Origin of the sequence: Enterobacter sp. AN-K1 (genome assembly GCF_020971765.1) — a bacterium.
Taxonomy (GTDB): Bacteria; Pseudomonadota; Gammaproteobacteria; order Enterobacterales; family Enterobacteriaceae; genus Enterobacter; species Enterobacter hormaechei_C.
This window is the reverse complement of record NZ_CP087390.1, coordinates 2,412,314-2,432,256: the sequence shown is the minus strand read 5'-3', so window position 1 is coordinate 2,432,256 and position 19,943 is coordinate 2,412,314. Positions and strand designations below refer to the sequence as shown.

The 19,943-nt window shown below is 54.9% G+C and carries 19 protein-coding genes; 8 read left to right on the top strand and 11 right to left on the bottom strand.

What is annotated here, in order from left to right; genetic code table 11:
* Window positions 1-23: 23 nt before the first annotated feature.
* Both rho and trxA read right to left on the bottom strand, forming a co-directional pair.
* The gene (gene rho, locus LOC22_RS11650) at window positions 24-1,283 is read right to left on the bottom strand and encodes a transcription termination factor Rho (RefSeq protein WP_001054528.1); all 1,260 of its coding nucleotides are present in this window, start codon (window positions 1,281-1,283) and stop codon (window positions 24-26) included.
* 341 nt (window positions 1,284-1,624) lie between these two features.
* A complete protein-coding gene (gene trxA, locus LOC22_RS11645; protein WP_004386384.1) occupies window positions 1,625-1,954 on the bottom strand; it encodes a thioredoxin TrxA in 330 nt (109 codons plus the stop codon).
* Between the two features lie 144 nt (window positions 1,955-2,098).
* Between trxA and rhlB the strand changes: the two genes are divergently transcribed.
* Window positions 2,099-3,367, top strand: coding sequence for an ATP-dependent RNA helicase RhlB (gene rhlB, locus LOC22_RS11640; RefSeq protein ID WP_010426359.1), 1,269 nt, complete (start codon window positions 2,099-2,101; stop codon window positions 3,365-3,367).
* Between the two features lie 6 nt (window positions 3,368-3,373).
* Complete coding sequence (gppA, locus tag LOC22_RS11635) at window positions 3,374-4,858, top strand: guanosine-5'-triphosphate,3'-diphosphate diphosphatase (protein ID WP_230238915.1); 1,485 nt, start codon at window positions 3,374-3,376, stop codon at window positions 4,856-4,858.
* A gap of 51 nt (window positions 4,859-4,909) precedes the next feature.
* Here gppA and rep read toward each other — a convergent pair whose 3' ends face one another.
* A complete protein-coding gene (gene rep, locus LOC22_RS11630; RefSeq protein WP_230238914.1) occupies window positions 4,910-6,934 on the bottom strand; it encodes a DNA helicase Rep in 2,025 nt (674 codons plus the stop codon).
* A gap of 85 nt (window positions 6,935-7,019) precedes the next feature.
* Here rep and ppiC point away from each other — a divergent pair, with 85 nt between their 5' ends.
* Entirely contained in the window at window positions 7,020-7,301 is a 282-nt protein-coding gene (gene ppiC / locus LOC22_RS11625; protein ID WP_006812396.1) for a peptidylprolyl isomerase PpiC, read from the top strand.
* Between the two features lie 54 nt (window positions 7,302-7,355).
* On the opposite strand, the gene cysE is transcribed toward ppiC, so the two are convergent.
* From cysE to LOC22_RS11600, 5 genes are all read right to left on the bottom strand, one after another.
* Window positions 7,356-8,177 (bottom strand): serine O-acetyltransferase, encoded by an 822-nt coding sequence (gene cysE, locus LOC22_RS11620; protein ID WP_022646641.1) that lies wholly within the window; start codon window positions 8,175-8,177, stop codon window positions 7,356-7,358.
* 75 nt (window positions 8,178-8,252) lie between these two features.
* Complete coding sequence (gpsA, locus tag LOC22_RS11615) at window positions 8,253-9,272, bottom strand: NAD(P)H-dependent glycerol-3-phosphate dehydrogenase (RefSeq protein ID WP_006812398.1); 1,020 nt, start codon at window positions 9,270-9,272, stop codon at window positions 8,253-8,255.
* The gene (gene secB / locus LOC22_RS11610) at window positions 9,272-9,739 is read right to left on the bottom strand and encodes a protein-export chaperone SecB (protein WP_003860835.1); all 468 of its coding nucleotides are present in this window, start codon (window positions 9,737-9,739) and stop codon (window positions 9,272-9,274) included. Before secB ends, gpsA begins: the two co-directional genes overlap by 1 nt.
* A gap of 31 nt (window positions 9,740-9,770) precedes the next feature.
* Window positions 9,771-10,022 carry a glutaredoxin 3 gene (gene grxC / locus LOC22_RS11605; protein WP_003860837.1) on the bottom strand — a complete coding sequence of 84 codons (252 nt, stop codon included), beginning with the start codon at window positions 10,020-10,022 and terminating at the stop codon, window positions 9,771-9,773.
* An 11-nt stretch (window positions 10,023-10,033) separates the two neighbouring features.
* The gene (locus LOC22_RS11600) at window positions 10,034-10,465 is read right to left on the bottom strand and encodes a rhodanese-like domain-containing protein (protein WP_003860840.1); all 432 of its coding nucleotides are present in this window, start codon (window positions 10,463-10,465) and stop codon (window positions 10,034-10,036) included.
* 248 nt (window positions 10,466-10,713) lie between these two features.
* On the opposite strand from LOC22_RS11600, the gene gpmM reads away from it, so the two are divergent.
* Genes gpmM through LOC22_RS11585 form a run of 3 tightly spaced genes read left to right on the top strand, consistent with a single transcriptional unit; the run spans window position 10,714 to window position 14,487 of the window.
* Window positions 10,714-12,258 (top strand): 2,3-bisphosphoglycerate-independent phosphoglycerate mutase, encoded by a 1,545-nt coding sequence (gpmM, locus tag LOC22_RS11595; RefSeq protein WP_023302893.1) that lies wholly within the window; start codon window positions 10,714-10,716, stop codon window positions 12,256-12,258.
* A gap of 33 nt (window positions 12,259-12,291) precedes the next feature.
* A complete protein-coding gene (envC, locus tag LOC22_RS11590; protein ID WP_230239551.1) occupies window positions 12,292-13,551 on the top strand; it encodes a murein hydrolase activator EnvC in 1,260 nt (419 codons plus the stop codon).
* A 3-nt stretch (window positions 13,552-13,554) separates the two neighbouring features.
* Window positions 13,555-14,487, top strand: coding sequence for a divergent polysaccharide deacetylase family protein (locus LOC22_RS11585; protein ID WP_033486964.1), 933 nt, complete (start codon window positions 13,555-13,557; stop codon window positions 14,485-14,487).
* 11 nt (window positions 14,488-14,498) lie between these two features.
* Here the strand turns inward: LOC22_RS11585 and LOC22_RS11580 are convergent, their stop codons facing one another.
* Complete coding sequence (locus LOC22_RS11580) at window positions 14,499-15,299, bottom strand: glycosyltransferase family 2 protein (protein WP_023295721.1); 801 nt, start codon at window positions 15,297-15,299, stop codon at window positions 14,499-14,501.
* A gap of 205 nt (window positions 15,300-15,504) precedes the next feature.
* Here LOC22_RS11580 and LOC22_RS11575 point away from each other — a divergent pair, with 205 nt between their 5' ends.
* Together LOC22_RS11575 and LOC22_RS11570 are read left to right on the top strand one after the other, a co-directional pair.
* Window positions 15,505-16,710: a glycosyltransferase gene (locus LOC22_RS11575; RefSeq protein ID WP_017693957.1), complete on the top strand. Its 1,206-nt coding sequence runs from the start codon at window positions 15,505-15,507 to the stop codon at window positions 16,708-16,710.
* Window positions 16,711-16,725: 15 nt separating this feature from the next.
* Window positions 16,726-17,640, top strand: a complete 915-nt coding sequence (locus LOC22_RS11570) for a hypothetical protein (protein ID WP_015570028.1) — start codon at window positions 16,726-16,728, stop codon at window positions 17,638-17,640.
* Between the two features lie 27 nt (window positions 17,641-17,667).
* On the opposite strand, the gene tdh is transcribed toward LOC22_RS11570, so the two are convergent.
* Window positions 17,668-18,696 (bottom strand): L-threonine 3-dehydrogenase, encoded by a 1,029-nt coding sequence (gene tdh / locus LOC22_RS11565; RefSeq protein ID WP_017383610.1) that lies wholly within the window; start codon window positions 18,694-18,696, stop codon window positions 17,668-17,670.
* 9 nt (window positions 18,697-18,705) lie between these two features.
* The gene (kbl, locus tag LOC22_RS11560; protein WP_015570030.1) at window positions 18,706-19,902 is read right to left on the bottom strand and encodes a glycine C-acetyltransferase; all 1,197 of its coding nucleotides are present in this window, start codon (window positions 19,900-19,902) and stop codon (window positions 18,706-18,708) included.
* Window positions 19,903-19,943: the final 41 nt, after the last annotated feature.

Below are 19,943 nucleotides of genomic sequence, written 5' to 3'. Positions count from 1 at the left end.
GGCGTTTACTGGGATTATTTGCGTTACGAGCGTTTCATCATGTCGAAGAAATCGTCGTTCGTTTTGGTCATCGCCAGTTTGTTAATGAGGAATTCCATTGCGTCAATTTCGCCCATTGGATGGATGATTTTACGCAGGATCCACATTTTCTGAAGCTCTTCCTGAGTGGTAAGCAGCTCTTCTTTACGGGTACCGGAACGGTTGTAGTCGATCGCCGGGAAGACGCGTTTTTCTGCGATTTTACGAGAAAGGTGCAGTTCCATGTTGCCTGTACCTTTAAACTCTTCGTAGATAACTTCGTCCATTTTGGAGCCGGTATCGATCAGCGCCGTCGCGATAATGGTCAGGCTACCGCCCTCTTCCACGTTACGCGCCGCACCGAAGAAACGCTTCGGACGATGCAGGGCGTTGGCATCCACACCACCGGTCAGTACTTTACCGGAAGCAGGCACCACGGTGTTGTAGGCACGCGCCAGACGGGTGATGGAGTCGAGCAGGATGATCACGTCTTTCTTGTGCTCAACCAGGCGTTTCGCCTTCTCGATAACCATTTCCGCAACCTGAACGTGGCGAGAAGCAGGCTCGTCGAAGGTAGACGCAACCACTTCCCCTTTCACCAGACGCTGCATCTCGGTCACTTCTTCCGGACGTTCGTCAATCAGCAGCACCATCAGCACACAGTCTGGATGGTTGTAAGCAATGCTCTGCGCGATGTTTTGCAGCAGCATGGTTTTACCGGCTTTTGGCGGCGCCACAATCAGACCACGCTGGCCACGACCAATTGGCGATGCCAGATCCAGCACACGCGCAGTTAAGTCTTCAGTAGACCCATTACCACGCTCCATGCGCAGACGAGAGTTAGCGTGCAGCGGCGTTAAGTTCTCGAACAGGATCTTATTGCGGGAGTTTTCCGGTTTGTCGTAGTTAACTTCGTTAACCTTCAACAGCGCAAAGTAGCGTTCACCCTCTTTTGGAGGACGAATCTTACCTGAAATGGTGTCACCAGTGCGGAGGTTGAAACGGCGGATTTGGCTAGGGGATACGTAGATGTCGTCAGGGCCGGCGAGGTAGGAGCTGTCTGCGGAGCGGAGGAAACCAAATCCGTCTTGCAGTATCTCCAGCACACCGTCGCCAAAGATATCTTCGCCACTCTTAGCGTGCTGCTTCAGGATGGCGAAAATGATGTCCTGCTTGCGCATACGAGCCTGGTTTTCCAGTCCCATATTTTCGCCGAGAGTGATCAGCTCAGAAACCGGCGTATTCTTTAATTCGGTAAGATTCATAATGGTGTGGGTTCTTAAACTCGGGGTGATTCTCGAACTTAATGTTGTGAATGGTATGGCAGGGTCATCCATGCCTGTTTAGCGGCCATCACCTCATGTCTGTTCGCTGTCTGGTCACAGGGAAAGAACGCAGAACTGAAACGACAAGACGGATTGAGTGACAAGCCCGGAATCTAGCAACTTCACGCACTGTTTAAGTAAACAACGGGAAGTATCGGGTAAAACAAGATTCAAACAACAAGATATGTTTAAAACGTAGTCATAGCTAACTTAGCACGACTAAAGCCGGGCGTCCAGATCTCGCCGTTAATTAGGCGCTCTGGACGCTCAGCTGAGAAACCTTACGCCAGGTTAGCGTCCAGGAACTCTTTCAGTTGACCTTTGGACAGTGCGCCCACTTTGGTCGCTGCCACTTCACCGTTTTTGAACAGCAGCAGGGTCGGGATGCCACGGATACCGTATTTTGGCGCGGTGCCCGGGTTCTGGTCGATGTTCAGCTTGGCAACGGTCAGTTTGCCCTGATATTCGTCAGCGATTTCATCCAGAATCGGGGCGATCATTTTGCAAGGACCACACCATTCAGCCCAGAAATCGACGAGGGTTAGCCCGTCAGCCTTAAGCACGTCCGTGTCAAAACTGTCGTCAGTCAGGTGAATAATTTTATCGCTCATATATAACTCCACAGGAATAAGCCTGGTACGTTGGTTTTGTCTCCACCAACGACGTGTTGATGTCGCATTAACCAACTAAAGGTTGACTTTATTTCACCGGATACGCTTTCGTAAAGCAATAGTAAGCTGATATTCTACCACACTATGAGCAAAACACATTTAACAGAACAGAAGTTTTCCGACTTCGCCCTGCACCCAAAAGTGATCGAAGCCCTTGAAAATAAAGGGTTTCATAACTGCACGCCCATTCAGGCTCTCGCCCTGCCGCTTACGCTGGCCGGTCGCGATGTTGCAGGGCAGGCGCAAACCGGTACTGGCAAAACGATGGCGTTCTTAACGTCAACGTTTCATTATTTACTGTCTCATCCAGCGATTGCAGACCGCAAAGTTAACCAGCCGCGCGCGCTTATTATGGCCCCGACGCGAGAACTGGCGGTACAGATCCACGCAGACGCTGAACCCCTGGCGCAGGCTACTGGCCTGAAGCTTGGCCTGGCCTATGGCGGCGACGGCTACGATAAGCAGCTGAAAGTGCTGGAAAGCGGTGTGGATATCCTGATCGGTACCACTGGCCGTCTTATCGACTACGCCAAACAGAACCATATCAACCTCGGTGCCATCCAGGTTGTCGTGCTGGATGAAGCCGACCGTATGTACGATCTGGGCTTCATTAAAGACATCCGCTGGCTGTTCCGCCGCATGCCTGCTGCGAATCAGCGTCTGAACATGCTGTTCTCTGCAACCCTTTCTTACCGCGTTCGCGAACTGGCGTTCGAACAAATGAACAACGCCGAGTATGTGGAAGTGGAGCCAGAGCAGAAAACAGGTCACCGCATTAAAGAAGAGCTCTTCTATCCTTCGAATGAAGAGAAAATGCGTCTGCTGCAAACGCTGATCGAAGAAGAATGGCCCGATCGCGCCATCATCTTTGCGAACACCAAACACCGCTGTGAAGATATCTGGGGCCATCTGGCTGCAGACGGTCACCGTGTTGGTCTGCTGACCGGCGACGTCGCACAGAAAAAACGCCTGCGTATTCTTGAAGAATTTACCCGTGGCGATCTCGATATTCTGGTCGCAACCGACGTTGCCGCTCGTGGTCTGCACATCCCAGCCGTGACGCACGTTTTTAACTATGATCTGCCAGATGACTGCGAAGACTATGTACACCGTATCGGTCGTACCGGTCGTGCGGGCGCAAGCGGTCACTCTATTAGCCTTGCGTGTGAAGAGTATGCGCTGAATCTTCCAGCCATTGAGACCTACATCGGTCACTCTATTCCGCAGAGCAAATACAACCCGGAAGCGCTGTTAAGCGAACTGCCGCCGCCGAAGCGTCTTACTCGCCCACGCTCCGGCAATGGTCCGCGTCGTTCTGGTGGCGCACCGCGTAATCGTCGTCGTTCAGGTTAAGAAATTATGCTCAGTTCCACCTCGCTATATGCGGCAATTGATCTCGGTTCGAATAGTTTTCATATGCTGGTTGTGCGCGAGGTGGCGGGAAGCATACAGACGCTGACGCGCATTAAGCGCAAGGTCCGCCTGGCGGCGGGCCTGAGCAGCGACAATCACCTCTCCCCCGAAGCCATGGAACGTGGCTGGCAGTGTCTGCGCCTCTTTGCTGAGCGCCTGCAGGACATACCCCATACCCAAATCCGCGTTGTCGCTACCGCGACGCTTCGCCTGGCGGTTAATGCCGTGGATTTTATTGCCAAAGCGCAGGAAATTCTCGGTTGCCCGGTGCAGGTCATCAGCGGTGAAGAAGAAGCGCGTCTGATCTATCAGGGCGTGGCGCACACCACCGGGGGTGACGATCGCCGTCTGGTGGTGGATATTGGCGGAGCGAGCACCGAACTGGTCACCGGCACGGGCGCCCAGGCGACGTCGCTGTTCAGCCTGTCGATGGGCTGCGTGACCTGGCTTGAGCGCTACTTTACCGACCGCAATCTCGCGCAAGAGAACTTCGACGAGGCGGAAAACGCCGCGCGCGAGGTGCTGCGTCCGGTCATGGACGAATTGCGCTACCACGGCTGGAAAGTGTGTGTTGGCGCGTCCGGAACCGTACAGGCGTTGCAGGAAATCATGATGGCGCAGGGGATGGACGAGCGGATCACGCTTGCCAAACTCCAGCAACTGAAGCAACGCGCTATTCAGTGTGGTCGGCTGGAAGAGCTGGAAATTGAAGGCCTGACGCTTGAGCGTGCTTTGGTTTTTCCAAGCGGTCTGGCCATTCTGATCGCCATTTTCACCGAACTGAACATCCAGTGCATGACCCTTGCAGGCGGCGCGCTGCGCGAAGGTCTGGTCTACGGAATGCTGCATCTGTCGGTTGATCTGGACATCCGCAGCCGTACGCTGCGTAACGTCCAGCGTCGCTTCATTGTGGATACCGAGCAGGCACAACGGGTGGGACAGCTGGCGTCGCTCTTTGCGGACCAGGTCAAACAGCGTTGGGATATTGAACAATTAAGTCGCGATTTGCTGCTAAGTGCATGTGCGCTGCATGAAATTGGCCTGAGCGTTGAGTACAAGCAAGCGCCGCTGCATGCCGCCTGGCTGGTGCGTAATCTTGATTTGCCGGGCTATACCCCTGCGCAGAAAAAATTGCTCGCTACCCTGCTGCTAAACCAGACCAATGCCGTGGACCTCTCTTCACTCCACCAGCAAAATGCGGTGCCGCCGCGCGTGGCCGAGCATCTGTGCCGTTTGCTTCGTCTGGCGATTTTGTTTGCCAGCCGTCGCCGCGACGATCTCCTCCCGGCAATTACGCTGGCGGCAGACGATGAAAAGCTCACGCTGACGCTACCGGAAAATTGGCTGGATAATCATCCACTTGGGGCAGAGCTGATCGAGCAAGAGTGCCAGTGGCAGAGCTACGTGCACTGGGCGCTTGAGATAAAGTAAGTCGCTGAACAATGCCGGGTGGCGGCTTCGCCTTACCCGGCCTACTCATCATTATCCCTTCTCTTTGGCTTTTGCCAGCATGGCGCGAATATTCGCCACGTTAGCCTGTCCCTTGTGCATGCGCTCTTCCGCGGTAATGACTTTGCGTTCCTGCTCCCAGATGAGATCGTCCTGAGGTAGCTCCAGCAGGAAACGGCTCGGCTCAGGGCGCACCAGTTCACCGTACTGTCTGCGCTCTTTACACAGGGTAAAAATCAGCTCTTTCTGCGCGCGGGTGATCCCCACGTAGGCCAGTCGACGCTCTTCATCGACGTTATCTTCATCAATGCTGCTCTGATGCGGCAGTAAGCCCTCTTCCATACCGACCAGATAGACATACGGGAATTCCAGTCCTTTGGACGCATGCAGGGTCATCAACTGCACCTGGTCGGCCTCTTCCTCACTCTCACCGCGCTCCATCATATCGCGCAGCGTAAAGCGGGTGACGACCTGGGTCAGCGTCATGGGCTCGTCAATCTCAGATCCTTCAAGCATTTCGGTCATCCAGCTGAAGAGCTGGTTAACGTTTTTCATGCGCATCTCGGCTGCTTTCGGGCTGGCGGAGGTTTCATACAACCAGGATTCGTAATCAATGCCGTGGATCAGATCGCGCACAGCTGCCACCGGCTCGCGCTCAGCCAGACGCTGCACCTCACCCAGCCAGTGGGTAAAGCGGGTTAAGGCGTCATAACCGCGCCCGGTCAGGGTCTGGCTCAGCCCCATATCGAAGCTGGCGATGAACAGGCTTTTGTTGCGGGTCATCGCCCATTCACCCAGCTTTTGCAGCGTCGCAGAGCCAATCTCACGTTTCGGCGTATTCACGATGCGCAGGAAAGCGCTGTCGTCATCCGGGTTGGTCAGCACGCGCAGATAGGCCAGCAGATCCTTGATTTCCGGACGCGAAAAGAACGACGTACCGCCGGAGATTTTGTAGGGAATGCGGTTCTGCATCAGCATCTTTTCAAAGACGCGCGACTGGTGGTTTCCGCGATAGAGGATCGCGTAATCCTTGTATTCCGTTTTGTTGACGAAGTGATGGGCAATCAGCTCGCCCGTTACGCGCTCCGCTTCGTGCTCTTCGTTGTTGGCGCTGAGCACTTTCAGCTCTGTACCGTAACCCAGTTCGGAGAACAGGCGCTTCTCAAAGACGTGCGGGTTATTGGCAATCAGGATATTCGCCGCCTTCAGGATACGCCCGGAGGAACGGTAGTTCTGCTCCAGTTTAATCACCTGCAACGCCGGGAAGTCTTTGCTCAGCAGCACCAGGTTTTGCGGACGTGCGCCACGCCAGGAGTAAATCGACTGATCGTCATCGCCAACGACGGTAAAGCGTGCACGCTGCCCTACCAGCAGCTTTACCAGCTCGTACTGGCTGGTGTTGGTATCCTGGTATTCATCCACCAGCAGGTAACGAATTTTATTCTGCCAGCGCTCGCGCACCTCTTCATTCCGCTGAAGCAGCAGCGTCGGCAGCAGGATCAGATCGTCGAAATCCAGGACGTTGCAGGCTTTCATGTGCGCGTCGTACAGACCGTAGCAGTGGGCAAAGATGCGGTCGCGCTCGCCTTTGGCGCTTGCCGCTGCCTGGGCCGGCGTCATCAGATCGTTTTTCCAGTTCGAGATCGTCGAGATCAGCTGTTGCAACAGCACTTTGTCATCTTCGATCAGCCCTTCCGTCAGCTCTTTAAGCAGCGCCACCTGGTCGGTGTCATCAAAGAGAGAAAAGTTGGACTTCATGCCCAGCGCCGCGTATTCGCGCTTGATGATATCCAGACCCAGCGTGTGGAAGGTAGAGATCATCAGCCCGCGCGCCTCTTTACGGCCCAGCGTCTGGCCGACGCGCTCTTTCATCTCACGCGCCGCTTTGTTGGTAAAGGTGACCGCCGCGATATGGCGCGCCTGGTATCCACAACCCCGAATTAAGTGGGCGATTTTGTTGGTGATCACGCGTGTTTTACCGGATCCCGCTCCCGCCAGCACCAGGCAGGGTCCGGTGACGAATTCGACAGCTTGTTGTTGTCCGGGGTTTAAACGCATAAATGATCACTCAATGAAAGTCGGGAGAGGAGGAAAAACGCGTGGTAGTATACCGATCGTAAACTAGTCGACTCAAGGCACGATCATGGCAAAAACAGCAGCAGCACTGCATATCCTTGTTAAAGAAGAGAAACTGGCACAGGATCTGCTCGAACAGATTAAAAACGGCGCCGACTTCGGCAAACTGGCGAAGAAACACTCGATTTGCCCGTCAGGCAAACGCGGTGGTGACTTAGGCGAGTTCCGCCAAGGCCAGATGGTCCCGGCGTTTGATAAAGTGGTCTTCTCCTGCCCGGTGCTGGAGCCAACCGGCCCACTGCATACGCAGTTCGGCTATCACATTATCAAAGTGTTATACCGCAACTAATCAAAAGCCCGGTGCATTGACTCACCGGGCTTTTTTATTTGGCTGTTCCGGGGTTCAGATGCCGTCGCCGTATTCGAAGGTGTGATGAATACCGTTGAAGTGCTGATCCATATCCATTGACGGCTTATCGCTGTCTGGCTTACCGACGATGCGCGCCGGGACGCCAGCGGCGGTGGTGTGCGGCGGTACAGGCTGGAGCACAACCGACCCCGCGCCAATCTTCGCGCCGCGTCCGACTTCAATATTGCCGAGGATTTTAGCGCCCGCGCCAATCATCACCCCTTCACGGATTTTCGGATGGCGATCGCCGCTGGTTTTACCGGTACCGCCCAGCGTAACGGATTGCAGGATCGACACGTCATCTTCGATCACCGCCGTTTCACCAACAACAATGCCGGTGGCGTGATCGAGCATAATCCCGCGGCCAATTTTCGCCGCCGGGTGAATATCGACCTGGAAGGTCACGGACACCTGGTTTTGCAGGAAGATGGCCAGCGCGCGGCGTCCCTCATTCCATAACCAGTGGCCGATGCGGTACGCCTGTAAGGCGTGGAAGCCTTTGAGATACAGCAGCGGCGTGGAATATTTATCCACCGCCGGGTCTCGCGTGCGCACAGCCTGGATGTCGCAGGCGGCAGAAGCAATCATCTCCGGATCTGCGGCGTAGGCCTCTTCCACCACCTCGCGAATCGCAATAGCAGGCATGATAGGGGAAGCCAGTTTATTGGCGAGCATATAGCTCAGGGCGCTGCCGAGATTTTCGTGCTTAAGTAGCGTCGCGTGATAGAAACTGGCCAGCATGGGCTCACAGTCGGCCAACGCTCGGGCTTCGGCTTTAATATTATTCCAGACGATATCCAGTTCTTCACACGGCATTGCTTGCTCCAGACGATAGTTAATGACCAGCCAGTTCTGCGCTGGCTGGGTCATTCAGGTGACGATACTTCCCGGCTAATTGCTGCTGCGCTCGTCCTTGCGCGCACGACCTAATAAGGTCAATGCTGCCTCGCGCGCATTTTTTCCGCAATACAATACCTGATAAATTTCCTCGGTTATTGGCATTTCAACACCGAAACGGTGCGCCAGTTCGCGAACTTCTTTGGTATTGCGATAGCCTTCAACCACCTGACCAATCTTCTCCTGCGCGCTTTTTACATCGCTGCCCTGTCCGAGCATCATGCCAAAGCGGCGGTTACGGGACTGGTTATCGGTGCAGGTCAGCACCAGGTCGCCCAGCCCTGCCATTCCCATAAAGGTGGCCGGATCGGCACCTAGCGCTTCGCCCAGGCGGGACATTTCGGTCAGGCCACGGGTGATCAGCGCAGTACGCGCATTCGCGCCGAAACCGATGCCGTCAGACATCCCGGCCCCGATGGCAATGACGTTCTTCACCGCGCCGCCCAGCTGCACGCCGATAAAATCGGGGTTGCTGTACACGCGGAAGCTTTTGCCGCAGTGCAGCAGTTGCTGAAGATCGTCGGAAAATGCCTGGTCGGTGGACGCCAGCGAAATCGCCGTCGGCAAGCCCGCAGCCAGCTCTTTGGCAAACGTCGGCCCGGAGATCACCGCCAGCGGGATCGCTGTTCCCAGCGCTTCGCGGGCAACGTCCTGCAACAGACGTCCGGTTTCCGCTTCCAGCCCCTTCGTCGCCCACACAATACGCGCATCCGCACGCATCAGCGGCTTAATCTGACGCAGGACTTCGCCAAACACGTGGCTTGGCACCACAATCAAAATATTGCGGCTGGCCGCCAGCGCGGTCGCGAGGTCGCTTTCCAGATACAGAGAGTCAGGGAACGGAACGTCCGGGAGAAACGCCACGTTGCAGCGGTCGTGTTGCAACGTCGCGATATGTTTTGGATCGTGGCCCCACAGGACCACGTCGTGACCATTTCTTGCCAGCGTGATGGCAAGAGCGGTGCCGTAAGAGCCGGCACCGATCACAGTCATTGACGCATTAACAGTGCTCATCAGGCATCCTGATGTTGTTCGGCACCTTCGCCAGCCTGCTGCTGTAGATAGTTCATGAACAGCGCATCAAAGTTTACTGGCGCAAGGTTCAGTTGCGGGAATGTACCGCGAGAAACCAGGCTGGTGATGCATTCACGGGCATACGGGAACAGGATGTTCGGGCAGTATGCACCCAGGCAATGTGCCATCTGGTTGCCTTCGATGCCGCCGATGGAGAAGATACCGCCCTGCTGAACTTCGCACAGGAATGCAGTCTCTTCGCCCAGAGAGGCGGTCACGGTGACACGCAGTACGACTTCATACACATCATCCGCCAGCTGGGTGGATGCGGTATCCAGATCAAGTTTAACCTCTGGCTGCCAGTCTTTCTGGAAAACGTGCGGCGCATTTGGCGCTTCGAAAGAGACATCCTTGGTGTAGATGCGCTGGATCTGGAAAGTCATCTCGGTGTTATTTTGTTCTGACATGGAAAAACCCTTTTTAATTGTCCTAAAGTCTCTAGCTCAGCAGCGGATCGAGTCCACCACGGGCGTCGAGCGCATACAAGTCATCACAGCCGCCAATGTGCTGCGCATCAATAAAAATCTGTGGAACCGTTGTGCGACCACTGCGTTGGATCATCTCTTCGCGTTTAATCGCGTCACCATCGATCGGCAGTTCCTTGAACGTTACGCCTTTGCTGGACAGCAGCGCTTTCGCTCGGTGGCAGAACGGGCACGTTGCTTTGGTGTAGATCTCAATATTGGCCATCACTTAACTCCTTATTTACCGCGCACTAAAGGAAGATTCTCCCCGCTCCAGCCGGAGATGCCTTCTTTCAGCACCGTTACGTTTTCAAAGCCTGCTTTATGCAGTGCGTTGGCAGATTCCTGCGCCTGCATGCCAGTGCCGTCAACAACAATAATCGGCTGGGCTTTATGCTTCTCCAGCTCACCAATGTTGTTCGCTTTAATTTCCGCTGGCAGCAGGTTGATAGCACCTGCGATGTGGCCCTTGCGGAAATCGTCGCGCTGACGCAGATCGACAACCACGGCGTCCTCTTTGTTGATCAGACGTGTCGCTTCACCGCGGGTGATCACCTTAATTTTAGACGTCAGTCCCTTAAATGTGGTGAACAGTACAGCGACCAGCAGGCCAATCCACGCGATGCTCAGAACCGGGTGGCGGCTAACGAATTGCATAATTTCTTGCATGGGGGGTAACAACTCCCGACTAAGTGATTAAAAAAACCAGGACAGGAGTATACCTGTGCACTGTGGCAAATACAGCCAGCGACATAAAGCTAATCTATTTTCTGCGGCATGCCACGTAAAAAAAGCCTCAAAATGGCCTGAGAACAGCATTGCCCCCGCGCTTTCTTTGATCTTCTGCGGCTATTTTATCGATTCAGCTGTAGTAAAATTACGCAAATTTTTTGTCTCTTGAGCATGAGGTTGTCGCAATGTCGGTTTCTAAAAAACCTATGGTACTGGTGATTCTGGATGGCTATGGCTACCGTGAAGATCAACAGGATAACGCCATTTTCAACGCCAAAACCCCGGTTATGGATGCGCTATGGGCAAAACGTCCCCACACCCTGATTGATGCGTCTGGCCTGGAAGTGGGTCTGCCGGATCGTCAGATGGGCAACTCTGAAGTGGGTCACGTTAACCTGGGTGCGGGCCGTATCGTTTACCAGGACCTGACGCGCCTGGACGTTGAAATCAAAGAACGTACATTCTTTGCCAACCCAACGCTCACCGGAGCGGTTGATAAAGCCGTTGCCGCAGGCAAGGCCGTTCACATTATGGGTCTGCTCTCTGCGGGCGGCGTTCACAGCCACGAAGATCACATCATGGCGATGGTAGAACTGGCCGCCGAGCGCGGTGCGGAAAAAATCTATCTGCACGCCTTCCTGGATGGTCGCGATACGCCGCCACGCAGCGCAAAAGGTTCTCTTAAAGCGTTTGAAGATAAATTTGCCGCACTGGGCAAAGGCCGCGTGGCGTCCATCGTTGGCCGTTACTATGCCATGGACCGCGACAACCGCTGGGACCGCGTTGAGCAAGCCTATGATCTGCTGACCCTGGCAAAAGGTGAGTTCCAGTTCCCGACCGCCGTTGAAGGCCTGGAAGCGGCTTACGCGCGTGATGAAAACGACGAATTTGTGAAGGCAACCGTGATCCGCGCTGAAGGCCAGGCCGATGCCGCCATGGAAGATGGCGATGCGCTGATCTTCATGAACTTCCGTGCTGACCGCGCGCGCGAAATCACCCGCGCCTTCGTCAACAGCGATTTCGACGGTTTCGCCCGTAAGAAAGTGGCGAAGATCGATTTCATCCAGTTGACCGAATATGCAGCGGATATCAAAGCGCCATGCGCGTATCCACCCGCTTCCCTGGAAAATACCTTCGGCGAGTGGATGGCGAAAAACGATAAAACGCAGCTGCGCATCTCCGAAACTGAGAAGTATGCGCACGTGACCTTCTTCTTTAACGGCGGCGTAGAAGAGCCGTTTGAAGGCGAAGACCGCATCCTGATTAACTCGCCGAAAGTCGCCACTTACGATCTCCAGCCAGAAATGAGCTCTGCGGAGCTGACCGAAAAACTGGTGGCCGCGATCGAAAGCGGTAAATACGACACCATCATCTGTAACTATCCGAATGGCGACATGGTGGGCCACACCGGCGTGATGGAAGCAGCCGTTAAAGCGGTTGAAGCGCTGGACCACTGCGTTGAGCAGGTTGCGAAGGCGGTTGAATCCGTAGGCGGCCAACTGCTGATCACCGCTGACCACGGTAACGCAGAACAGATGCGTGACCCGGCAACCGGTCAGGCGCATACCGCCCATACCAACCTGCCTGTTCCACTGATTTATGTGGGTGATAAATCAGTGAAAGCTGTGGAAGGCGGCAAGCTTTCCGACATCGCGCCAACCATGTTGTCGCTGATGGGTATGGAAATCCCTGAAGAGATGACTGGCAAGCCGCTGTTCATCGTGGAATAATCGCTCCCCATGAGGGGAAAGGCGATTTTTTCAATCACATGGGTCGTGAAGCCGCTTCGGTTATCAGTCAGACCTCTGCTTTGCGCCAGCGCACTCAGCGCTGGCGTATTGCTGTGCGCCGCATCCGCCCACGCGGATGACCGCGATCAGCTTAAATCCATTCAGGCCGATATCGCCGCCAAAGAGCGTGCGGTACGTCAGCAGCAACAGCAGCGCGCCACCCTGCTCGCCCAGCTTAAAAAGCAGGAAGAGGCCATTTCCGCCGCCGCGCGTAAGCTGCGTGAAACACAAAACACCCTTGCCCAGCTCAATAAGCAAATCGATGAAATGAACGCGTCGATTGCGAAACTGGAGCGTCAGCGCGATGCCCAGGAGCGGAACCTTGCTGCACAGCTTGATGCTGCTTTCCGTCAGGGTGAGCACACAGGCCTTCAGCTGATCCTCAGCGGTGAAGAGAGCCAGCGTGGTCAGCGTTTACAGGCCTATTTCGGCTATCTAAACCAGGCGCGTCAGGAGACCATTGCGCAGCTGAAACAGACGCGCGAAGAAGTCACCACGCAAAAAGCCGAGCTGGAAGAGAAGCAGAGCCAGCAGCAAACGCTGCTCTACGATCAGCAGGCGCAGCAGGAGAAGCTTGAGCAGGCGCGCAATGAGCGTAAGAAGACGCTCGCCGGGCTGGAGTCCTCTATCCAGGCAGGACAAAGCCAGCTGAGCGAAATGCGCGCCAACGAATCCAGACTGCGTAACAGCATTGCCCGGGCAGAAGCCGCGGCCAAAGCGCGCGCCGAAAAAGAAGCGCGCGAAGCGCAGGCGGTGCGTAATAAGCAGCAGGAAGCCTCCCGGAAAGGCACCACCTACAAACCGACTGAAAATGAACGTTCCCTGATGTCGCGTACCGGCGGCCTCGGCTCCCCGCGTGGTCAGGCTTACTGGCCCGTTCGCGGTACGATCCTGCATCGCTATGGCGAACAGTTGCAGGGTGAGCTACGTTGGAAGGGGATCGTTATCGGTGCGTCTGAAGGTAGCGAAGTGAAAGCCATCGCCAATGGCCGCGTGATCCTGGCCGACTGGCTACAGGGTTATGGGCTCGTGGTGGTGGTTGAACACGGTAAAGGCGATATGAGTCTTTACGGCTACAACCAGAGCGCGCTGGTCAGCGTTGGCACTCAGGTGCGCGCGGGTCAACCCATTGCCCTTGTGGGCAGCAGTGGCGGTCAGGGCCGCCCGTCACTCTATTTCGAAATTCGTCGTCAGGGTCAGGCGGTCAATCCACAGCCGTGGTTGGGAAGATAGGTTTTGCTTCAATTTCGTCGAATTGTTGTTTCCGTAGTCAGCGCACTGGCGCTGGCTGCACCGGTTTATGCAGGCAAACTCGCGATTGTGATTGATGACTTCGGTTATCGACCACACTATGAAAATCAGGTGCTGGCGATGCCGCCAGCCATCTCTGTCGCCGTCCTGCCTAATGCGCCTCACGCGCATGAAATGGCGACCAAAGCGCACAATGGCGGCCATCAGGTCCTCATCCATCTGCCGATGGCCCCCCTCAGCAAGCAGCCGTTGGAAAAAGATACCCTGCGCCCGGACATGAGCAGCGACGAGATCGATCGCATCATCCGCGATGCGTACAATAAAGTGCCGTATGCCGTGGGTCTGAATAACCATATGGGCAGCGCGATGACCTCCAGCCTGTACGGTATGCTGAAAGTGATGCAGGCGCTGGAGCGTTACAATCTCTATTTCCTCGACAGCATGACCATCGGCAACAGCCAGGCGATGCGTGCCGCTCAGGGGACGGGTGTAAAAGTCATCAAGCGCAAAGTATTCCTGGACGACTCCCAGAACGAAGCGGATATCCGCGTGCAGTTCAACCGCGCGGTACAGCTGGCGCGCCGTAACGGTTCGGCGATTGCCATTGGGCATCCGCATCCGTCTACCGTTCGCGTTTTGCAGCAAATGTTGTCGGGCTTACCCGCCGATATTACGCTGGTGCGTCCGAGCGATCTGCTCAATGAACCTCAGGTGGATACTTCTCGTCCGGGTAGCGCGCAACCACCCGCAACGCAGCCGCGTAATCCATTCCGCGGCGTGAAGAACTGCACGCTGAAACAGCCGCCTGAACCGGTCTATGCAACCCGCTTCTTCTCGGTGATTGGCGAAAGCATCAGCAGCAGTACACTGGTTAAATACGTCCAGCAACAGTGGCAGGGTTGGGGAAAAAAAGCCTGATCGGCTAACGCCTATTCTGCCAGATAAGAGTCCGACTGCTCTTTTGCAACGGACTCTCTCTTTTCCCGATCCTGATACCAGGCCTTGAAATACTTCAAAAAACTGTACGCCGTGGCATAAAACCCTGTCACCACACCTACTTTGCCCTGACGCCACGCACCGCTAAACAGATACCATTTGAAAAATGCGCCAATAGCGCTGATCGCGCCGCGACCAAGAGAGGGACGTATCGTCTGATATTGAACCAGGCGAGTGGTATATCCGTTTAATTTATTAAAAAGTTCATGCAGCGAATAAAACGTATCATGTCTGACATAACCCGGAATACGTTCAGAGCGGAGAAAACCTTCAACCTGATCGTCTACTGGCCGGTTATTAAATCGCGACTGCGTACGGTTAAAAAGACGCACCGGATAATCCGGTGATGAGACGGGATAAATCGTTCGGACATTTTCTCCCAAAACAAACCAGTGACGACATATCCGCCACGCCATATCCGGTTCGGGTTCATCGCCCATTTTTAATTTTAAAATAGCATCAACGGTTTCTTGATCGAGTATTTCGTCACTGTCCATGCACAGCACCCAGTCGTTGTGCGCATGGGATACGGCATGGTTCATCTGCTCGCCGTGCCAGCTATATTTTTTGAATATAGGCGACAATCCATAACTCTGGCAAATATATATCGTCGAGTCTGTACTTCCGGAATCCACTATAACGAATTCATCTGCTATTTTTAAAAGAGGAGGAATAACATCGTGCAACGTTCTTTCGGAGTTAAACGTTAATAAGCAGACCGTTATTTTAAACATATTTTCACTCTCTCAATAACGACATAAAATTTTTCACTCATACTATCGAATTGAGAAGAGGCGATTAAAGTCTTAAATCGCACTTTTAAAATAAGCGCGTTTAAAATGTTTTCTTGTAAAAAGACAAAGAAATACAAAAAATCTATTTTATTTCAGTAAATTCTTTATAATGCGGTCAGATGAAGGGTAGCATACGGATTCAGACATGCCGCAAAAACGTAAAATCCTCCTCCTGGACACGGGCAAAGAATGGGGGGGAGGTACCAACAGTATGCTTGAGCTTCTGAAGCGAATCAACCGCGACAAATTCGACATTACTTGTTGTTTTTACAGTGATTATAGTCGTGCTGAAGGTCAAACGATTGGCCAGGTGCTCAATAGCATTGGGATCCCGCTACTCGTTATCCCTCAACGTAAGCAACCGGCATGGGCAAAACTACTGAAAGAAGCGGGACGTGGTCTGCTGTTTTTCTCGCGTTCAGCGCGCAAAGCATTTACGCGGCATATCGATACCCTGTGGCGCATTCGCCCCAACGTCAGCAAGATCGAGACCATTTTCAGGGAAGGTGGATTCGATACGCTGTATATGAACAACCAGCCAGGCTCTAACGAAGAAGGGTATCTGGCGGGCGCAAACCTGCATGCGCGGATAATCCAGCACTGCCGGATTGAACCGGTGCTGACCCCGCCGCTGGTGAAGCTGGTCAATGCCCATGCCACAAAAATCATCGCCGTCTCGCACGGCGTTGAACGCGTGTTGCTTCAGCATGGCGTCCGGCCAGCGCTGTGTACCACGGTCAACAATGCTATCGACATCCACCAGCCTTTGCCCGACCGACGCGCGATGCGCCAGCGCCTGAACATTGATGACGACACGTTTGTGTTCGGCAGCATTGGCTCGCTAATCCCTCGCAAAGCCAACCACCATACGCTGGAGGCGCTGGCACAGTTCAGCCAGAGGCACCCGCAGGCAAAATGGAAGATGGTGTTGGTCGGTGAAGGGGCGGAGCGCGGCGCACTGGCGGCACAGGCTGACGCGCTGGGTATTGCTGAGCACGTCATTTTTACCGGTTTCCAGAACACGCCTTTTGACTATCTCGCCACCTTTGACGCATTTATTCTGGCCTCGAAGAGCGAAGGCCTGCCGCGCGTCGTGCTGGAGGCGATGCTGCTGAATATTCCCGTGATTGGTTCAAAGGTGACCGGCACGGCAGAATTGATCGATCATGAGTCGACCGGCCTGCTGTTTCCCTGGAGCGACGTGTCGCAACTTGCTCAACATCTGGATAATATCTGGCAGGATCCTGCTCTGCGCGCCCGGCTCGCCGCTGCCGCACACCAGAATGTCTGCAACATGTATGCCATTGAAAGCTATGTTAACGGTGTCGAGGCCGTTCTTGGCGCGCAATAACCAAACGAGAAGAACATGTTTAAATTCCTGAATGCTCGCTACCGCCACATTACCGGGCGTCATAACATTCCTTACGCTTCCCTTCCGGTCACGCGCGATCTCGTTGCGGTGGATTCCATTGTGATCCCGTGTACGGGCGCGGATTTCGTCGAAGAGGCGTTATTGTCAGCGACCTTTGCAGAGCGTTATGCCACCGACGTCAGCGAGATTGTTATCGTCAGCGATCAGCCTGAATCCGCTTTCGGCGAGCTGCCGCCAAAAACCCGCGTTGTTACCCTCACGCTTCCAAAACGTGAAGAAGGTTACCGCTATAAGCAGATCTACCTCAGTCGTCTGGTGAAGCTTAACGCTCCGTTGCAGGCGCGCGGTGAAGGTGTGCTGATGATCGACTCCGATCTCAACCTGCTTAAAATGCCAGAGATCAACATGGCGGATATGCACATCTACTCCAGCTTCCGTCAGGGCAAAATGATTGCCAAGCTGGACGGCGCGCCAGCGGAGAAAGTGCCGGCATATTACAAAGAAACGGTGCGTCCGTATCTGGTCGATCACGTTAACGGCGCGTTTCTTGCCGCCACCAAAAAGACCTGGCGCCGTATCTGCCCGCTGTGGCTGACGCTGTTCCAGGATACCTGGGAGCTGATGGACGACACGCAGCCGCCGACCGATCAGCTGCCGCTCGCTGCGCTGCTGGACATGCTGGATGTAAAAACGGTTAACCTGGGCGACTGGATGAACTGGCCGGTCTCCAAGAAGATCGGCGGTCAGGAAGCCGTTGTGCCGAAAGAGGTGATTGGCGCGCACGGTGGTTTCCCGCTTTCCGAATGGCAGAAGTATCTGGAATCGCCGGATAACAAACTGCTGTTCAAAGGCCAGGATTACACCCGCAAGGTGCGTTACCTGACGGACGAAGAGAAAAAGAATCAGTAAAAAAAGGGGCCGCTGGCCCCTTTTTAATTACTTATCCCAGCTCAGGATCACTTTCCCTGACTGGCCGGACCGCATTGCGTCAAAGCCCTGCTGGAACTCATCGATGGAGAAACGGTGAGTGATAATCGGGGACAGATCCAGACCGGACTGGATCAGCGCGGCCATCTTGTACCAGGTTTCGAACATCTCACGGCCATAGATGCCCTTAATGAACAGCCCCTTGAAGATGACTTTGTTCCAGTCAATGGACATATCTGACGGTGGAATACCCAGCATCGCGATACGGCCACCGTGGTTCATGGTGTCGAGCATGGTGCGGAACGCCGGTGGCGCGCCGGACATCTCCAGACCCACGTCAAAGCCTTCGGTCATGCCCAGCTCTTCCATCACATCGGTCAGGCTCTCTTTCGAGACATCCACCGCGCGGGTGACGCCCATTTTGCGCGCCAACGACAGGCGGTATTCGTTCACGTCGGTGATCACCACGTTGCGCGCACCCACATGCTTCGCCACGGCTGCCGCCATAATGCCGATGGGGCCCGCGCCGGAAACCAGCACGTCTTCACCCACCAGGTCGAAGGAGAGCGCCGTGTGTACCGCGTTGCCGAACGGGTCGAAAATGGAGGCCAGATCGTCAGAGATATTGTCCGGGATTTTGAAGGCGTTAAACGCCGGGATCACCAGATATTCCGCGAAACAGCCCGGACGGTTCACGCCCACGCCGACGGTGTTGCGGCACAGGTGGGTACGCCCACCGCGACAGTTACGGCAGTGACCGCAGGTAATGTGGCCTTCACCGGAGACGCGATCGCCAATGTTGAAGCCTTTTACTTCCTGGCCGATACCCACCACTTCGCCTACATATTCGTGACCGACAACCATCGGTACCGGAATGGTTTTCTGCGACCACTGGTCCCAGTTGTAGATGTGAACGTCAGTACCGCAGATGGCGGTTTTACGAATTTTGATCAGCAGATCGTTATGACCGACTTCCGGCTCCGGCACGTCGGTCATCCAAATCCCTTCTTCCGCTTTCAGTTTGGATAACGCTTTCATCATACGTCCTCAGGCAATGACGCCCAGCTGTTTGCCGATGCGGGTAAAGGCTTCCACCGCACGTTCAATTTGTTCAGGCGAGTGCGCCGCAGACATCTGGGTGCGGATACGCGCCTGACCTTTTGGTACCACCGGGAAGAAGAACCCGGTCACGTAAATCCCTTCTTTCTGAAGCTCACGAGCAAATTTCTGCGCGACAACCGCGTCGCCCAACATCACCGGAATGATCGCGTGATCGGCACCGGCCAGGGTGAATCCTGCGGCACTCATTTTTTCACGGAACAGGCGGGCGTTAGCCCACAGGCGGTCGCGCAGCTCAGCCCCGGATTCCACCATCTCCAGCACTTTAATGGAGGCAGCCACAATCGCCGGCGCCAGGGAGTTGGAGAACAAATACGGGCGGGAGCGCTGGCGCAGCCACTCGACCACCTCTTTACGCGCGGCAGTGTAGCCGCCAGACGCGCCGCCGAGCGCTTTGCCCAGCGTACCGGTGATGATATCCACGCGGCCCATTACGTCGCAGTATTCGTGGGAGCCACGACCGTTTTCGCCGACAAAACCGACCGCGTGAGAGTCATCCACCATCACCAGCGCGTCGTATTTATCCGCCAGATCGCACACGCCCTTCAGGTTGGCGATCACACCGTCCATGGAGAACACGCCGTCGGTGGCGATCAGGACGTGGCGAGCCCCTGCTTCACGGGCCTCTTTCAGGCGCGCTTCCAGCTCCACCATGTCGTTGTTGGCGTAGCGGAAACGCTTCGCTTTGCACAGGCGTACGCCGTCGATGATGGAGGCGTGGTTCAGGGCGTCGGAGATAATCGCGTCTTCTGCGCCGAGCAGGGTCTCAAACAGACCGCCGTTGGCGTCGAAGCAGGAGGAGTACAGAATCGCGTCTTCCATTCCGAGGAAGTTCGCCAGCTTTTGCTCAAGCTGCTTGTGGCTGTCCTGCGTACCGCAGATAAAGCGAACGGAGGCCATACCGAAACCGTGGGTGTCCATGCCGTTTTTCGCCGCGGCAATTAGCTCAGGGTGATTCGCAAGACCTAAGTAGTTGTTCGCGCAAAAGTTGATCACATGGCTGCCGTCGGCAACGGTGATGTCCGCCTGCTGGGCAGACGTGATAATACGCTCTTCTTTGAACAACCCTTCCGCACGTGCGGTGTCGAGGTCGCTGTTTAACTGTTTGTAAAAATCACCACGCATTGCAATTCTCCAGACTCGGCAAATTTTGGCACATATTACCC

Coding starts and splice junctions, on each gene's coding strand:
- kbl (WP_015570030.1), bottom strand. CDS start 19,902: ATGCGTGGTGATTTTTACAAACAGTTAAACAGCGACCTCGACACCGCA.
- rho (WP_001054528.1), bottom strand. CDS start 1,283: ATGAATCTTACCGAATTAAAGAATACGCCGGTTTCTGAGCTGATCACT.
- gpsA (WP_006812398.1), bottom strand. CDS start 9,272: ATGAGCACTGTTAATGCGTCAATGACTGTGATCGGTGCCGGCTCTTAC.
- rep (WP_230238914.1), bottom strand. CDS start 6,934: ATGCGTTTAAACCCCGGACAACAACAAGCTGTCGAATTCGTCACCGGA.
- LOC22_RS11580 (WP_023295721.1), bottom strand. CDS start 15,299: ATGTTTAAAATAACGGTCTGCTTATTAACGTTTAACTCCGAAAGAACG.
- rhlB (WP_010426359.1), top strand. CDS start 2,099: ATGAGCAAAACACATTTAACAGAACAGAAGTTTTCCGACTTCGCCCTG.
- LOC22_RS11600 (WP_003860840.1), bottom strand. CDS start 10,465: ATGCAAGAAATTATGCAATTCGTTAGCCGCCACCCGGTTCTGAGCATC.
- tdh (WP_017383610.1), bottom strand. CDS start 18,696: ATGAAAGCGTTATCCAAACTGAAAGCGGAAGAAGGGATTTGGATGACC.
- LOC22_RS11575 (WP_017693957.1), top strand. CDS start 15,505: ATGCCGCAAAAACGTAAAATCCTCCTCCTGGACACGGGCAAAGAATGG.
- trxA (WP_004386384.1), bottom strand. CDS start 1,954: ATGAGCGATAAAATTATTCACCTGACTGACGACAGTTTTGACACGGAC.
- ppiC (WP_006812396.1), top strand. CDS start 7,020: ATGGCAAAAACAGCAGCAGCACTGCATATCCTTGTTAAAGAAGAGAAA.
- gpmM (WP_023302893.1), top strand. CDS start 10,714: ATGTCGGTTTCTAAAAAACCTATGGTACTGGTGATTCTGGATGGCTAT.
- grxC (WP_003860837.1), bottom strand. CDS start 10,022: ATGGCCAATATTGAGATCTACACCAAAGCAACGTGCCCGTTCTGCCAC.
- secB (WP_003860835.1), bottom strand. CDS start 9,739: ATGTCAGAACAAAATAACACCGAGATGACTTTCCAGATCCAGCGCATC.
- cysE (WP_022646641.1), bottom strand. CDS start 8,177: ATGCCGTGTGAAGAACTGGATATCGTCTGGAATAATATTAAAGCCGAA.
- gppA (WP_230238915.1), top strand. CDS start 3,374: ATGCTCAGTTCCACCTCGCTATATGCGGCAATTGATCTCGGTTCGAAT.
- LOC22_RS11570 (WP_015570028.1), top strand. CDS start 16,726: ATGTTTAAATTCCTGAATGCTCGCTACCGCCACATTACCGGGCGTCAT.